Origin of the sequence: Blautia faecicola (assembly GCF_004123145.1) — a bacterium.
Lineage (GTDB): Bacteria > Bacillota > Clostridia > Lachnospirales > Lachnospiraceae > Oliverpabstia > Oliverpabstia faecicola.
The window spans coordinates 2,142,660-2,158,578 of sequence record NZ_SDKC01000001.1; the positions used below are offsets into that span (position 1 = coordinate 2,142,660).

Consider the following 15,919-nt stretch of genomic DNA (forward strand, 5'->3'; position numbering starts at 1 on the left):
TTTTGTTGTCAACTGGTATTTTCGGTTTTTGAGGGGAATCTAACAATTTCGGCGATCTACCGGGTAAGAATCAAAATTGGTTCACTGAGCCAATTATTGATATACAATGCAATAAAATTAAGAAAAGAACAGGAATTTTCGCCGACGGCAGATCCGCCGGCGTTCCCTGCTATCATACATATTTTTATATTATTTTTCTAATATCCTGCCAGCCAGGTGTACATCTCTTCGTACTGCTTTGCAGAATTCTTCCAGGAATAATCCTGTGCCATGCCGCGGTCGACGATCTTGTTCCACTCGCGTTTGCGGTCATAATATACACGCTCTGCGTAGCGGATCGTATTTAACATCTCATGGGCATTGTAGTTTGTGAAGCTGAAGCCGGTTCCGTTTCCTTCGAACTCGTTGTACGGCTGTACGGTATCTTTCAGGCCACCGGTCTCTCTGACGATCGGCACGGTACCGTAACGAAGACTCATCAGCTGGCTCAGTCCGCACGGCTCAAACAGAGACGGCATCAGGAATGCGTCTGCCGCTGCATAGATCTTATGAGACATTGCTTCTGAATAATAGATATTGGCAGAAACTTTTTTATCGTATTTCCATGCAAAGTGACGGAACATATTTTCATATTTTTCCTCACCGGTTCCAAGCACTACTAACTGGATCGCATCCTGGCACAGTTCATCCATCATGTAAGCGATCAGGTCAAATCCTTTCTGATCCGTCAGACGGGATACAACACCGAGCATCATGGCTTTCGGATTGACTTCCAGTCCCAGTTCTTCCTGCAGCGCTGTCTTATTTTTCACTTTTTCTTTCCGAAATGTCTTTGCATTGTAGTTCTTTACGATCATGGAGTCGGTCTCCGGATTGTACTCGTCATAATCGATACCGTTTACGATACCGCGCAGGCTGTTGCTTCTTGCCTGCATCAGTCCATCCAGACCTTCGCCGTAGAACGGCGTCTTGATCTCCTCTGCATAGGTATTACTTACGGTTGTGATCGCATCTGCGTATACCAGACCGCCTTTCAGATAGTTGGCATCTTTGTTTGCCTCCAGTTTGTCCGGTGTGAAGAAGTAATCGGACAGACCGGTGATGCTCTTTACAGTCTTGATGTCCCATACGCCCTGGAATTTCAGGTTGTGGATCGTCATAACCGATTTGATTCCACGGTAGAAATCACTTCCCTGGAAACGTTCTTTCAAATATACCGGGATCAGTCCGGTCTGCCAGTCGTGGCAGTGAATAATGTCCGGTCGGAAATCGATCACCGGAAGAATCGACAGTGCCGCTTTGGAGAAGAATGCAAATTTTTCCAGATCTCCCGGCATGCCGTAGTATGGTTTGTCCCCACTGAAATGTTCTTCGTTATCGATAAAATAGAACTTGATTCCTTCATATTCCAGCTCGAAGATTCCTACGTATTGCTGTCTCCAGTTCAGATCCATGTAGAAATTGGTTATGTAGTGTAACTGATCTTTAAATTCCTGTTTCATACAGGCGTATTTTGGAATGATAACTCTCACATCAAAATATTCTTTTGGAAAGCATTTCGGTAAAGAGCCGACTACATCCGCAAGCCCTCCGGTCTTAATAAACGGTACGGCTTCCGATGCAACATATAGTACCTTTTTCATGCGAATAACCTCCTGTTTTTCTTATAACAACATCTGTCTTATATTATACCGCATTTTTACCAAACAGGAAAGGGGTTATGCCTGTTTTTTTATGCATTTTTCATCTGTATTTATCGATGAAGCGTCCCGTGTTCATATTCCAGTCGGATCTTGTCCGCAATCAGAGCGATAAACTCAGAATTGGTCGGTTTTCCTTTTCCGTTGTTCACCGTATAGCCGAAAAGTGCGTCGATCGTATCCATCTTGCCACGGCTCCATGCAACTTCGATGGCATGACGGATCGCACGTTCCACACGGCTCGGTGTAGTCTGGTGTTTCTTGGCAATGGTCGGATACAGGATCTTGGTGATGGAATTGAGCATCTCCATATCCTCCACCGACATCATGATCGCATCCCGCAGGTACTGGTATCCTTTGATGTGTGCCGGCACACCGATCTCATGAATGATATCCGTCACATCAATCTGCAGATTTTTTTCCGATATTTCGCCTGCTCTTCCCAGACCGCCTGTGCCCCGGTTGTCTCTGCGGATTCCTTTTCCAAATTTGCGGAACTGTTTGATCCGGTTTAATACCATGTCGTTGTCAAATGGCTTCATAATATAATAGCAGGCGCCCAGCCGAAACGCATCTTCAATGATCCGTTCCTGACCAACTGCCGATATAATAATAAAAGCCGGACGCTTTCTGACAGAAGGATCTTCATTCACCTTTTCCATGACTGTAATTCCATCCATCTTAGGCATAATAATATCCAGCAGCACAACATCCGGCTCTTTTTCTTTTATGATCTTGTATATTTCCTGTCCGTCGGCCGCCTGTCCGACGAGTTCCAGCTCTTTATCTCCCTTCACCAGTGTACTGAGAAGATCTACCATTCGTTCATTATCATCTGCTATGGCTACGTTTAATTTTTCCATTCTAAACTGACTCCTCCATCTACTTAGTATTTTGGAAAGTATGGGCCCTGCCACAGATTACTGTGTTCCAAATGCTGATTCTATTATAAAAAAAATCTTTTTTTGGTTCAAGATATGACAACACATTTTTCCCATTTTCGTTCGACAAAGTGACACATAAAATGACGATTTTTTGTATTCTCAGTGCATATTTATACAAGAAGCTTTTCCCGCAACAATTTCCCGGCTGCTTTGTTCAGACGGTTCTGCATAAAAATACATAAAAACAAAGAAAGCGGACTGTCACTTTCGCAACAGTCCGCCCGTATTTTCTGATTCTTGTTTTTATTCTGTGAACAGTGGTGTGGAGTAATATCTGTCTCCGGTATCCGGAAGCAGTGCAACAATTGTTTTGCCTTTGTTTTCCGGACGTTTTGCCAGTTCAATCGCTGCCTGAAGAGCTGCACCGGAAGAAATACCTACCAGAATACCCTCTTTCTTAGCCAGCAGTTTTGCTCCTGCAAATGCATCGTCGTTTTCTACGGTAACCACTTCATCGTATACTTTGGTGTTCAGTACATCCGGTACGAATCCTGCACCGATTCCCTGGATCTTGTGAGCACCGCTCTTGCCCTGGGAAAGTACCGGAGAAGTTGCAGGCTCCATAGCGATGACTTTCACATCCGGGTTCTGGGATTTCAGATATTCACCGGTTCCTGTCAGAGTTCCGCCGGTTCCCACACCAGCTACGAAGATATCTACTTTTCCGTCAGTATCTTTCCAGATTTCCGGACCGGTGGTCTCACGATGTACTTTCGGGTTTGCCGGGTTTACAAACTGTCCCGGGATAAAGCTGTTCGGAATCTCTTTTGCCAGTTCGTCTGCTTTTGCGATGGCTCCTTTCATTCCTTTTGCTCCTTCCGTCAGCACCAGTTCTGCACCGTAAGCTTTCAGGATGTTTCTTCTCTCAACACTCATGGTTTCCGGCATGGTCAGGATGATACGATATCCTTTGGATGCTGCGATGGATGCCAGACCGATTCCGGTGTTACCGGAGGTAGGCTCGATGATTACGGAACCTTCTTTTAAGAGTCCTTTTTCTTCTGCATCTTCGATCATTGCTTTTGCGATACGATCTTTTACGCTTCCGGCCGGGTTAAAATATTCCAGTTTTACCAAAAGAGTAGCTTCCAGACCCAGTTCTTTTTCTATGTTTACCACTTCTACCAGTGGGGTGTTTCCGATCAGTCCTAAGGTTCCCTTATAAATATTTCCCATAATACATTTCCTCTCTTTTCCTTTTTTATTTCGCAACCGTTCGTTCCCCTCGCAGCTACATAATTTTTTTGTAACTATTCCGTAGGTAATATTCCGCGAGGTGTTTTGGCATGTATATGCCAAAATCCCGAGACCTACAAGTCAAAATGCCATCACCGAAGGTGATTTTTCATGCATTTTGCCTCGTAACTGTGAATGTACTGAACAGTTACGTTGTTTTTGTTTTGTTGAGTGTATTATAATCCCCTTATACCTACTTGTCAACTATGTTTTTATGCTTTTTACAAAAAATTTTATTTTGGTAAAGAGTGAAAGAATCAACATTGCTTTCTCTGAACCGCTGGTTGATATGAACTGCAACAAAAAAGGCTTCCGCAGCTCGGATTCATTCATCTCCGGCTGCGAAAGCCTTTTATGTATTTTTATTTTATTCAGATAACTTCCTGTCCGATTAAGCAGCTTTCTCCTGCGGTTTTTCGAACAGTTTCTTGATACCCTGTACTGCTACGATCACACCAAGGATCAGAAGCAGTACTGCGAAGATCAGCTGCAGGGTATTTCCAAAATCCAGACCTGTAGTCATCAGAGCACCTGTCAGTTTGTAGATGGTAAGACCCAGTGCACTGAAAGTAACAGCCATCATGAATACTGCAGGAGCCCACAGCATAATACCCTGACGTTTTGTTTTCTTCAGGAACACGGCACATGCTACCAGAGCAAGTACAGACAGCAGCTGGTTGGCAGAACCGAACAGCGGCCAGATCTCAGCGTATCCGACTTTTGCCAGCAGGTAAGCCAGTACCAGAGTCAGGATAGTTGCAAAATATTTGTTTACCATCAGTTTACGGAATGGTGTGTAATCTTTTTCATCCACATCGTTATCCTGGAAGAATTCCTGGAAGGACAGACGTCCGACACGGGCTACAGAGTCCAGAGAGGTCAGTGCGAATGCAGATACTGCCAGGTTGATCAGGGTAAACACCAGAGTATGCGGCAGACCGATCACTTCCAGGAAGTTTGCGATTGCTCCTGCGAAGATCTGCGGCTGTGTGGTCAGTCCCTGTGCTGCTGCTTCTCCTTTTGCGAAAGATGCAACGGCGATCAGAGCGATGATAGCCAGCATACTTTCCATCAACATGGCACCGAAGGATACCGGCAGCATGTTCTTTTCATTTTTGATCTGTTTGGATGCAGTTCCGGAAGATACCAGTGAATGGAAACCGGATACAGCACCACAAGCGATGGTTACAAACAGAATTGGAAACAGAGTCTGTCCGTCTACATTAAAGGAAGTAAATGCTTCCAGATGACACTGTGGATTTGCCACGAATACACCTATGATGGCTGCAATGATCATGAAGATCAGCAGGTAACTGTTCAGGTAGTCACGAGGCTGCAACAGACTCCATACAGGAGCTACCGATGCGATCAGGATGTAGACGAAGATGATCACATGCCAGGTAGTTCTCGGCAGAAACATCGGGAAGTTCATACCCAGTGCTACTGCTCCGATCAGCATTACGATTGCGATTGCTGTGTTCACCCATTTGTGAAGCTTTCCGTAACGAAGGATCATACCAAGACATACAGCTTCAACGATAAATAACATGGAAGTTGTTGCTACTGCGCCGTTTGCAGTGATCTTGGATACCGTTCCGTCATCTGCGGTTAAGAATCCGTTGAAGGTACCTGCTACGACATCAGCGAAAGCAGCGACAACCAGGATACAGAACAGCCAGCAAAACAGCAGGAACAGCTTCTTTCCTGTTTTTCCGATATAAGCTTCAATTATAGATCCGATGGAACGTCCTTTGTTCTTTACAGAAGCATACATTGCAGAGAAATCCTGTACTGCTCCGAAGAATACACCACCGATCAGGATCCATAACAGTACCGGCAGCCATCCGAAGATTGCAGCCTGGATCGGTCCGTTGATCGGGCCTGCACCTGCGATGGATGCGAACTGATGACCAAATACGATATTGGTATCAGCAGGCACATAGTCTACGCCGTCTTCCATTTCATAAGCCGGAGTTTTGGCGTTGGGATCAATGCCCCATTTTTTCTCGAGGTAACGGCCATAGAAGATATAGGCTCCGCCTAATACCACAATGGCAATTACCATCATCATAATACCACTCATGTTTTTCTCCTCCTTTTCTGACTCATTCAGAAAACATGAACGACTTCCCCGTCGCATAAAGGATACCCTGAGTTTTTCACTCTTTCAAAATAAAAAGCCCTGCAGCTTTATTTGCTGCAGGGACGAATCTTTTCCGCGGTACCACTCTGCTTTATTGTCATAGTGACAATCTCTTTTGTACTGTCAGCCGGTTTTCCGGTGATAACAGATCTCCGATAACGGTGAGTGCCGTCTGCTCTTACTCTATTTTCAGAGCGGATACTCCGAAGGGATATTACATCAGGTTTTCTGTTGTCTTACACCAGCCGGCAACTCTCTGAAAGAAATCTTCCTGTGTAATTTGTCTTCATCAATGTTTTTCTTTATCTGAGCTTATATTAGTTTTACCACTTTTGTTTTTTTCACACAACTGTCGATTTATACAAAATTCATTTTTCTTTTGTATAGTTTTTATACATTTTTTATTTTTCTGTCGTTTTTCCGTCAGATTCTGCAACGCATTCCACATCCGGTGGGTGTTCCCGCACATCCACCGATGGCTGTTTCACGCAGTTCAAACGGAATACTCTTTCCTACTTTGTACATCGCATCCACCATCTCATCAAACGGAATCGGGTATACCACGCCGCTCAGTGTGATCTCCGCGCAGGTCACGGCATTGACCGCACCAACCGCATTCCGACTCTGGCAGGGAACTTCCACCAAACCTGCTACCGGATCACAGACCAGACCAAGCAGATTCGAGATCGCCATGGCTGCCGCCTGCAAACACATCTGCGGGGTTCCGCCCATCAGTTCCGTCACAGCTGCAGCCGCCATCGCCGATGCAGCGCCAACCTCTGCCTGACAGCCTGCCTCCGCACCTGCCACCGAGGCATTCCGCATCATCAGATAACCGATCGCTGCCGTGTGAAACAGCGCGTCTACCATCTGTTCATCCGTAAAACCTTTTTCCTCCTGCAATGCCAGGAGCACGCCCGGAACCACACCGGAAGAACCTGCCGTCGGCGCCGCAACAATGACACCCATCGAGGCATTGACTTCCAGAACCGCCATGCTGTAGGCGATCAGTTTGTTCATAAAGGTTCCGCAGACATTTTTTCCGTTCTCTCGGTATCCGGTAATCTGCTTTGCCTCTCCGCCGATCAGACCGCTCATGGACGGCTTCGGGTCTTCTAATGGCTTTCTTACTGCCTCTTTCATGATGGCGAGGGCTTTTCGCATCTTATCTTCCACTTCTTTCTTTGTGGAGGATGTGCCTTCGATCTCCCGCTGTTTCATCACCTCGGAGATCGAACACTGCGTTTTCTTACATACTTCCAATAATTCCTGTCCGTTTTTAAAATCTGTCATCTGTCCGTCTCTCCTATATCTGAATCAGTAATATTTCCTGCACATACGGGTTCTGTCGAATCTCTTCCAGAATCTCATCCGGAATCCGCTCATCCGACTCCACAACAGAATAAGCCGTTTTCCCCTTGCCCTCACGGAACAGCCGCATGAAAGCAATATTTACATTCTGATTACTCAAACATTGAGTAATATGTGTTACCACACCCGGTTTGTCAATCTGTTTTACCACCAGCGTACTGTATTCTCCGGTAAATTCCACATTGATGCCGTTGATCTGCGTGATCTTGATCTTGCCGCCGCCGATAGACTGTCCCTGCACCTGCATCTTTGTGCCGTTTTCCCCTGTCATCCGGATATCCACGGTATTCGGATGATCCGGAACAAACTCCTTATCAGCGATATACTGATATTTCACTCCCATTTTCTCTGCCCAGGAAAATGCATCCCGGATCCGCAGATCATCGGTTTCAAATCCAAGTACGCCGCCAAGCAGTGCCCGGTCTGTACCATGTCCTTTATAAGTTCTTGCAAAAGAACCATACAGGGTAAATGTCACCTCTGTCACTTTCTCTTTGAAAAGCTTTCTTGCCATCTTTCCGATAGATACTGCTCCCGCTGTATGGGAGCTGGACGGTCCCACCATATTGGGGCCGATCACCTCAAACGCACTGATAAAATTCATCGTTTCCTCCTAGTTGTCTTTTCGCGATACAAAAATGCACACGATTGCCGTGCCGATAATGGACAGTCCCAGACCGGTTGCAAGCATTGCCTTTATTCCTGCAAAATCCACAAGCACACCACCGGACAGACTGCCAAATACCCCTCCCATGGTACTTGACGCAATCAGCAGCGACTGCCCCTTCACTCTGTCCTCCACAGCCATCGTTTCATTTACATAGTATACCGCAGAAGGCAGACATAATGCAAATGATAACATCTGCAGCATCTGCACTACATACAGGAACGATATACTGCCACACACCAGATACCCCAGTGCTTTCACAGAAAACATTACCGCCGCAAACCGAATCAGTTTTCTGCTGTCCCATTTGCCAACCAGCCTGGAAAACAACAACATCGTAGGAAGTTCGCTCATTGCAGATACTGTCAGCAGTGTTCCCATCCGTTTTATATCTCCCCCGAGGCTTACCACAATATTGATCAGATAATTGTTCACATATGTACTTTCTACATAGATTAATATCATTCCCAGTAATACCAGCATATAATTCCGATAGCGACATGCAAATTCCAGAATCCCGCCACCTCTCTGTCTGTTTGCAGTATTTTTTTGTTCTTCTTTTTTACTTTCATTCGGATTCTTCACAACCGGCATGGAAATTAAGGTAACGAACATCACCGCAAAAGACAGACATCCGACAGCCATAATTGCCAGACCATAATACCTGCCGATCAGAATCCCCAAAAATGAAGCTGCTACCGCATAGGATGCAGAGCCCACTCCTCTACCGATTCCAAAATCCACATAGATACCATGATTCACATAATACAAACTGATAGAATTGATCAGTGGCTGTACCACCTGTAATAACATATTGATAATCAAAAATGACAGCACGATTCCCGGTACCATTTTTGACATACACTGCATCAGAATCAGCAGCAGGATTATGGCAATTGCCATCCCTGCAGTCATCTGTTGTAAAGTTACCCGTTTTGCACGGTCCGCCGCCGCTGCAACAAACGGCTGTAATATAACTCCCAGAATATTTCCAAGAGCCAGCACGACTCCTATCTGAGAACTTTTCAATCCGATATGTAATAAAAATACCGTTGCAAATCCATTGATCGCACAGACCGCCACCCAATAACTCCCCTGTAATACAGCACACTGCGCAGTTAATTTTTTTGAATTCATCTCCTGTTCAATCCTTTCCCGCCTGAAACCTGTCTTTATTTTGCTGCTATCCCCATAACAGAAACAATCTCAGTATACTATTTCCAGCTAAAAGTGACAGTGTTAATTCCGACCTTTTTTCATGTCAATATCGACCTAAAACACAATAAAAGCCATTCCAACAGCTGTCTGCTGTCAGAATGGCTTTTATTGTGTTAATATACTACAACCGGGAATTTGTAAGAGACAATATTGTACAACTCTTTTACTTTATCCAACGGTGTGTTGACACATCCATGTGATCCATTGTTGATATATGCCGTGCTGCTCCAGTCGCTTCTGGTGACCAGATCATGAAATCCGATCGTATTTTCCGCTGCAAACGGAATCCAGTAATTGCAGTGCACTTCATAGGACCAGTTGCCGCTGGCATTCTTCGTGCCGCGCATCGTATAGTCCGTTGTTTTTCCTTTTACTTTATAGACACCTTTTGGCGTTTGTGTTCCCTTGTTCAGGCATCCGGTTACCACCGCAGAGTCCAGCACCTGCTTTCCATCCACATAAACCCAGAAATGCTGATCCGTCAGACTCAGTTCTACATAGGAACTGCCGATATCATTTGCCTCTCTGCTCATCGCGGTAGCTAAATAAACAATTTCAAACGCTCCCTGTGTTCCGTTGTTGATCGCATCCAGCAGGTTCGCTGTCGTACTGTTCTGATCGATCTTCCATCCGTAATCTCCCGGTGTCAGCGTCACCGTACTTCCGGAAGTTGTGGTAAACGACCGTTCGCTGTCGACGGTATCGTATTTCTGTGCCAGTCCGGCTACGTATTCCGTTACCTTTGCTTCGTCGATCGCGTAACTTCCGTCTTCTGCCTGTACCACCCAGTCTTTCAGTGTGGTTTTATCAAGCACCTCCTGCCGGTCTGTTCCAAAATCCATCGTCAGACTCGCCGAAAGTTTCTGGTTGATCGCATCTGCCTGCGCCTGAAGATCTGCATTGTCCTGTAAGATCTGCGGTTTTGCATAGCAGTCTGCGGCATCCAGATCACAGACCGTCTCTCCGTTTACAAGTGCCTGACGAATACCGTCAATCACTTTTTCTTCTTCCAACGTCGTTCCCTGTTCTTCCGGGATCACCGCATATCCGTCATCGGTCGCACTCACACAGGCATCCTGCGGAGCCTGCATGTTCTCCGGCTGCATACAGGACAGACTTTCCACTGCCTGTTTTAATGCATCCTCATCCACTGCCACCATGTTTTTCAGTTCCGCATGGACCCCGGTAAATGCATGCAGCACCCAGCCCCAGGACTTCTGGTTTTTCATCAGGTCATCGATCTCTCCGTTATCCTGATAGGTCAGCTGTAACTGCTGTCCGGTCAGTGTCTCTTCCTGATCGTTTCGTTCTTTTATTGTAATCTGATAAGACGGTAACTGCTCCGTAATCTTATCTTTTACTTCCTGTACGGTCATCTCCCCGTAGTCCGTACCGTTGATCTCTGTGTGAGAATAAAAATGATTGCTGTAATAATACGCTGCAGCACCGTATCCGGCTGCTACGACTGCAAAAAGCGCACCTGCAATCCCTGTCAGAATCTTTTTCTTTGTTGTCATCGTTTTCGTCACATCTCTCCCCGTAACGTTCCGCCCCTTTTCGTTATCCTCCCGACCGGATCGTTATCTCTTTTATTTTGTCATTCTTTATCATACCATTTTCCGGAAGATTTGCAATCATGACCTTGTATGAAAACAACAAATTTTTCCTGTTTTTTTTGTCTATTATTTCAGTTTTTCCTGCAATCGTTTCAGATATGTTTCCGTGTAGCTCCTGAGCTGGCAGTCCTGTCGGTGCAGATAACCGAAGCAGACTTTCGCATGACTTTTCCGGATCGGAATGGTCCGGATCCGGCTGTCCCTCTCTTTCTCCTTTTGCAGATCACAGCTGAGATTGGCAAGATCTGTCTCTCTCAAAAGTTCCTGCATCAGTGAACTGCTGTTTACCGTGACGATCTGCTGAAAGTCTCTGCCGTCGATCAGATCTTCCTGCAGATGTCCTGAGGTATGAAGCAGAGAAATCTGATCTTCCTCATGCTGTACATAGCGAAGATTTCGCAGTTCTTCTTTTGTCACATACTCCTTTTCATAATACGGGTGATTCGGTCCCACATACAATGCCATATCTTTTTCTTTTAACGGTGTGAACGTCATCTTTCTCTTCTGTATCATCCGCTCAAACGCCTGCCGCTGCATCTTGGAGATAAACACAAAGCCGACCTCCACCTGCCGGTGGCAGATATGATGAATGATCTTTTCAAGTGCTTCCTCATAATAGACGGCTCGCAGTTCCGGATGTTCGGCAAGAAACGTGGCAAATTCTTCGCTCAGAAGACTGCTTGGCATGGATGCGATACGGATCGTGCTCTCACGTGTCTCCGTATGGATCCTCTGGATCTCTTCCATAGAGCTTAACATTTTTCTCGCCTGATCGTATACTTTTTCTCCCTCTTTCGTAAGCTCCACACCTTTTTTACTTCGCTCGAGAAGCTGATACCCAAGTGTTCTCTCCAGCTTTTTGATTGTTTTACTTACATGCGGCTGCGTCGTATACAAAATCTGCGCAGCCCGACTCAAACTTCCTGCATCCACACTCACAACGAAGAACTGTAATTCTCTTAATTCCATACGATACTCCCATCTTTTCCGACAGGTATGTCCGGAATCTTACATTTTCTGTTTCAGCTGTTTTCCGGATGCATTACCTGTCTTCCTGTAATTTTCTTCTGCTCTTATACCAGAATAATCCGATAAAAGACAGACCTGCCACGATCCAGGAAGCAATGTAGATCCAGATGATACATTCCATCGTCTCAAACTTCGGAAGGATCACCCAGATACTGCATACCCGGAACAGACAGATACTGAGAAGCGTCGTAATCATCGGTGCAACGGTCTCCCCTAAACCGCAGCTTGCACCGGATAATGCTTCCGCAATCGCATAAAATAGATAAAACGGCGCCATCATCTGCATATATTTTACCACAAGTGGAATTAAAAGTTGAGCATCTTTTTTATCAATAAACCACGGACCGACCCATCCAGAGGCAAAAAACAGAAACAGGCTGACGACTCCCACCGCAAGTACGGAGATTCCGGTTCCGATCACCGCTCCCTTTTTGACTCTTTCTTTCTGTCCGGCACCAAGGTTCTGTGCAACATAAGTCGTCATCGCCGGTCCCATGGAGTCGGCGAGCAGCCAGATCAGCATGTTCAGCTTGTCACAGATACTCCAGGCTGCAATGCTGTCGGTTCCCATCGTATTGACACTCGCCTGTACGATGGAATTTGCGATTGGAAACAGCATGGACTGCAGGGCAAGCGGAAATCCGGTACGGATCATCATCGCCATATGCTCTCTGCCAAAATGCAGATGCCAGACATGCACTTTTCCGCGAAGATGTTCTTCTCTCGCAAGGAACAGAAAGGTCAGAACCACGCTGACGATCTGTGCCGCAACCGTGGCAGCAGCCGCACCGCCTACTCCCAGGTGCAGAACACCTACCAAAAGAAGATCACCTAAAATATTGATGCAGCTGCTCACAAGCAGTACATACAGCGGACGTTTCGAATCCCCGAAGGCACGCAGGATCCCCGCTGCCATATTATAAAGGATCAGGGACCACAGACCACCGAAATAAATCGTGCAGTATATCAGCGTATCCCTGTAGATATCCGCCGGAACACGCATCAGTTTCAGCAGTTGCGGAGCAAGCAGTACGCCTCCGAAAGAACTGATGATTCCCAGGACAAATGCGATCGTGACCGCCGTACGGATCGAACGATGCAGATGCTCTATAGCTTTCGCTCCGAAATACCTGGAAATAATAATCGTTGCTCCTGCCGCCAGACCATTCATAAAGTTGATCGGGAACTTAAACAGCGTATTGATCGAATCGATCGCTGCCAATCCCACTTTTCCTGCAAACCGTCCTACAATGATTGCATCCACCGTCACATACAGCTGCTGGATCAGGCTTCCCACGATCAGAGGCAGCACAAAGAATAAAATTGCTTTCCCAATGTTTCCTTCAATCAGACTGTTACTCTTATTTTCTTTCACCTTACTTTTCTCCCGTTTTATTTATTTCTGCATATTTTTTGTATACAGATGACAGGCGACCTGATGATCCGGTGTAAGGCTGACCATTTGCGGAGCTTCTTTTTTGCAGATCGCCATGCATTTGGTGCATCGTCCCTGGAACGGGCAGCCTTCCGGCAGCTCCAGCGGGCTTGGCGCTTCTCCTTCCAGGTTCTCGATCGGTTTGGAAAAATCCATGTTAATATCGAAGACAGACCCCATCAGTGCTCTCGTATACGGATGCACAGCATCTTTGGAAAGCTGTCCGCCCGGAAGTACTTCCACCACATTTCCCAGATACATGACTGCGATCTGATGGGCACACTGCTCGATCAGCGCAATATCATGACAGATAAATCCGATCGTAATATTCTTTTCTCTCTGTAATTTCGTGATCAGCTCGATGATCGTCTTCTGCACCGATACATCCAGTGCGGAGGTTGCTTCATCCATGATGATCACTTCCGGTTCCAGAGCCAGGGCACGGGCGATCGCCACACGCTGTCTCTGACCGCCGCTCATATTATGTGGATAACGATCCGAAAATTCTGCCGGCAGTTCTACCAGCTCCAGAAGTCTGCGACAGTTTTCTTCTTTTTCGGATTTTTTGATTCTCCCGAAGTTCAGTAACGGTTCGCATATGATATCACGGATCTTCATTTTCGGATTAAAGGATGCGGTCGGATCCTGAAAAACCATCTGAATATGCTGGCGGTTCTGACGCAGTTTTTCTCCCTTTAATTTTGTGATATCTTTTCCACGGTACAGGATCTCACCCTCGGAAGGGATATCGAGAGATACCAGAAATTTCATAAACGTACTTTTTCCACAGCCGGACTCTCCTACCAGTCCCAGTGTCTCTCCTTTATAAAACTTCAGATTGACATCGTTGTTGGCAAGCAGTGTCCGTCCGTCTGTCGTACGAAAACGCCGGGTCACATGTTTTGCTTCCAGGATTACTTCTTTTGATTCAGACATATCTCTCACCTCCCACGGAAGGAACGGCACCCAGAAGACTTCTGGTATATGCATTCCGGGTCTCATGCAGAATATATTCTCTCGTTCCCTGATCTTCCATTTTTCCATCTTTCATAACCACGATATAATCAGACATATACGCTGCGATTCCGAGGTTATGCGTCACCACGATGATACTGGTTCCGTAATCATCGCGCAGTTCCATCATCTGGCGCACGATCTGTGCCTGTGTTGTCACATCCAGTGCGGAGGTCGGTTCGTCCGCAAGCAGCAGTTTCGGCTGATAGGACATGCCCATCGCGATTCCCACACGCTGGCGCATACCGCCGGAAAGCTGGAACGGATAGGATTTCATCACGTTATCCGGGCTTGGAAGATTCATTTTTTCCAGCATCCCACAGCCTTTTGCCCAGGCATCTTTTTTCGAGATTTTTTCATGGGTGCGCAGATATTCCACAAATACATCTCCAACCTTTCTTGTCGGGTTCATCATCGCACCGCTGTCCTGAAAGATCATGGAGATCTCACTGCCGCGCAGGTTTCTCCACTCTTCGCGGTTATAGGAAAGCAGATCCTTTCCCTCAAACGTAATGCTTCCCCCGGAAACCACTCCGCCTCCTGCCAGAAGTCCAAGAACGGCACGGATCACGGTAGTCTTTCCGCTTCCCGATTCACCTACCAGTGATACGATCTGTCCCTGTTTCATATCCAGGTTAAAATCCTGCACGGTAGGTACATTCTTATAGGAAACGGTCACATTTTTCAACTGTAACATATTTACCATGTTTGCCCTCCTTACTCGTCTTTCGGATCCAGAATATCCCGGAGAGAATCTCCCAGCATATTAAAAACTACAACTACAATAAAAATTGCCAGACCGGGGAAAATCATCATCCATGGCGCAGACTGAATACATGCTCTTCCTTCGTTTAACATATAGCCCCATTCCGGTGCCGGAGGTTTTGCTCCGAATCCCAGGAAGGACATAGCTGCCAGTTCCAGCATCATACCACCGATATCGGTAGCTGCCGTGATGATCAGTGTAGGCAGTGCATTCGGCAACATATAACGTAAGATCATATACGGTGTTTTCGAACCGGTTACGATCGCTGCTTCCACATAGTCACAGTGACGGATCTTCAGAACCAGGCTTCGTCCGAGACGGGCGTATTTTGTCCAGTTTACTACGACAACGGCTACAATTGCATTTTTCATGCTTGCTCCCATGATACCGGCTACTGCAAGTGCCAGAACCAGACCCGGGAAAGACAGCATCATATCAGCGATTCGCATGATAATGCTGTCCACGATACCGCCAAAATATCCGGCGATCACGCCAAGTGTGGTTCCGATAAAGAAAATCAGTGCAACTACGCCGAACGTTGCTGTCAGAGACGCTCTCGCTCCGTAGATCACACGGGCAAAGATATCACGTCCCATCTTATCGGTTCCGAAGATATGTGCCTTGCTCGGAGCCAGAAGGGCTTCATCCAGGCTTCCTTTCAGCGGATCCACACCCCCGCTCACAACCGGGGCAAATACTGCAATCAGAATGATCACAACAGCCAGAATAAGAAAAAAGGTAAACTGCTTATACTGTGCAAAAAAATTCTTCTTTTTCATA

At 46.3% G+C, this 15,919-nt stretch carries 13 protein-coding genes and 1 other annotated feature; all 13 genes read right to left on the reverse strand.

Annotation, left to right across the window (positions count from 1 at the left end; translation table 11 throughout):
- Window positions 1–197: 197 nt before the first annotated feature.
- The 13 genes from glgA to nikC all read right to left on the reverse strand — a co-directional run bounded on the left by glgA (window position 198) and on the right by nikC (window position 15,918).
- Window positions 198–1,643 (reverse strand): glycogen synthase GlgA, encoded by a 1,446-nt coding sequence (gene glgA / locus ETP43_RS09645; protein ID WP_022400492.1) that lies wholly within the window; start codon window positions 1,641–1,643, stop codon window positions 198–200.
- 110 nt (window positions 1,644–1,753) lie between these two features.
- A complete protein-coding gene (gene spo0A, locus ETP43_RS09650; protein ID WP_129257908.1) occupies window positions 1,754–2,563 on the reverse strand; it encodes a sporulation transcription factor Spo0A in 810 nt (269 codons plus the stop codon).
- 324 nt (window positions 2,564–2,887) lie between these two features.
- Entirely contained in the window at window positions 2,888–3,820 is a 933-nt protein-coding gene (gene cysK / locus ETP43_RS09655) for a cysteine synthase A (RefSeq protein ID WP_022400494.1), read from the reverse strand.
- 451 nt (window positions 3,821–4,271) lie between these two features.
- Window positions 4,272–5,963, reverse strand: a complete 1,692-nt coding sequence (locus ETP43_RS09660; protein WP_129257909.1) for a carbon starvation CstA family protein — start codon at window positions 5,961–5,963, stop codon at window positions 4,272–4,274.
- Window positions 5,964–6,078: 115 nt separating this feature from the next.
- Window positions 6,079–6,325: a binding site (T-box leader), on the reverse strand.
- A 121-nt stretch (window positions 6,326–6,446) separates the two neighbouring features.
- Complete coding sequence (gene sdaAA / locus ETP43_RS09665; protein ID WP_129257910.1) at window positions 6,447–7,316, reverse strand: L-serine ammonia-lyase, iron-sulfur-dependent, subunit alpha; 870 nt, start codon at window positions 7,314–7,316, stop codon at window positions 6,447–6,449.
- A gap of 13 nt (window positions 7,317–7,329) precedes the next feature.
- Window positions 7,330–7,998, reverse strand: coding sequence for an L-serine ammonia-lyase, iron-sulfur-dependent subunit beta (gene sdaAB / locus ETP43_RS09670; protein WP_129257911.1), 669 nt, complete (start codon window positions 7,996–7,998; stop codon window positions 7,330–7,332).
- 9 nt (window positions 7,999–8,007) lie between these two features.
- Window positions 8,008–9,198 carry an MFS transporter gene (locus ETP43_RS09675; protein ID WP_129257912.1) on the reverse strand — a complete coding sequence of 397 codons (1,191 nt, stop codon included), beginning with the start codon at window positions 9,196–9,198 and terminating at the stop codon, window positions 8,008–8,010.
- Window positions 9,199–9,392: 194 nt separating this feature from the next.
- Window positions 9,393–10,796, reverse strand: coding sequence for a L,D-transpeptidase family protein (locus ETP43_RS09680; RefSeq protein ID WP_129257913.1), 1,404 nt, complete (start codon window positions 10,794–10,796; stop codon window positions 9,393–9,395).
- Window positions 10,797–10,961: 165 nt separating this feature from the next.
- Window positions 10,962–11,864, reverse strand: coding sequence for a LysR family transcriptional regulator (locus ETP43_RS09685; RefSeq protein ID WP_022400499.1), 903 nt, complete (start codon window positions 11,862–11,864; stop codon window positions 10,962–10,964).
- 73 nt (window positions 11,865–11,937) lie between these two features.
- A complete protein-coding gene (locus ETP43_RS09690) occupies window positions 11,938–13,299 on the reverse strand; it encodes an MATE family efflux transporter (protein ID WP_164979679.1) in 1,362 nt (453 codons plus the stop codon).
- 21 nt (window positions 13,300–13,320) lie between these two features.
- Entirely contained in the window at window positions 13,321–14,295 is a 975-nt protein-coding gene (locus tag ETP43_RS09695; RefSeq protein ID WP_022400501.1) for an ABC transporter ATP-binding protein, read from the reverse strand.
- A complete protein-coding gene (locus ETP43_RS09700) occupies window positions 14,288–15,079 on the reverse strand; it encodes an ABC transporter ATP-binding protein (protein WP_022400502.1) in 792 nt (263 codons plus the stop codon). Before ETP43_RS09700 ends, ETP43_RS09695 begins: the two co-directional genes overlap by 8 nt.
- Before the next feature lie 11 nt (window positions 15,080–15,090).
- Window positions 15,091–15,918: a nickel transporter permease gene (gene nikC / locus ETP43_RS09705; protein WP_129257915.1), complete on the reverse strand. Its 828-nt coding sequence runs from the start codon at window positions 15,916–15,918 to the stop codon at window positions 15,091–15,093.
- Window position 15,919 lies beyond the last annotated feature (1 nt).

Excerpts from the sequence above, each read along its gene's own strand:
- glgA (WP_022400492.1), bottom strand. The coding sequence starts at position 1,643 with ATGAAAAAGGTACTATATGTTGCATCGGAAGCCGTACCGTTTATTAAG.
- spo0A (WP_129257908.1), bottom strand. The coding sequence starts at position 2,563 with ATGGAAAAATTAAACGTAGCCATAGCAGATGATAATGAACGAATGGTA.
- cysK (WP_022400494.1), bottom strand. The coding sequence starts at position 3,820 with ATGGGAAATATTTATAAGGGAACCTTAGGACTGATCGGAAACACCCCA.
- ETP43_RS09660 (WP_129257909.1), bottom strand. The coding sequence starts at position 5,963 with ATGAGTGGTATTATGATGATGGTAATTGCCATTGTGGTATTAGGCGGA.
- sdaAA (WP_129257910.1), bottom strand. The coding sequence starts at position 7,316 with ATGACAGATTTTAAAAACGGACAGGAATTATTGGAAGTATGTAAGAAA.
- sdaAB (WP_129257911.1), bottom strand. The coding sequence starts at position 7,998 with ATGAATTTTATCAGTGCGTTTGAGGTGATCGGCCCCAATATGGTGGGA.
- ETP43_RS09675 (WP_129257912.1), bottom strand. The coding sequence starts at position 9,198 with ATGAATTCAAAAAAATTAACTGCGCAGTGTGCTGTATTACAGGGGAGT.
- ETP43_RS09680 (WP_129257913.1), bottom strand. The coding sequence starts at position 10,796 with ATGACAACAAAGAAAAAGATTCTGACAGGGATTGCAGGTGCGCTTTTT.
- ETP43_RS09685 (WP_022400499.1), bottom strand. The coding sequence starts at position 11,864 with ATGGAATTAAGAGAATTACAGTTCTTCGTTGTGAGTGTGGATGCAGGA.
- ETP43_RS09695 (WP_022400501.1), bottom strand. The coding sequence starts at position 14,295 with ATGTCTGAATCAAAAGAAGTAATCCTGGAAGCAAAACATGTGACCCGG.
- ETP43_RS09700 (WP_022400502.1), bottom strand. The coding sequence starts at position 15,079 with ATGGTAAATATGTTACAGTTGAAAAATGTGACCGTTTCCTATAAGAAT.
- nikC (WP_129257915.1), bottom strand. The coding sequence starts at position 15,918 with ATGAAAAAGAAGAATTTTTTTGCACAGTATAAGCAGTTTACCTTTTTT.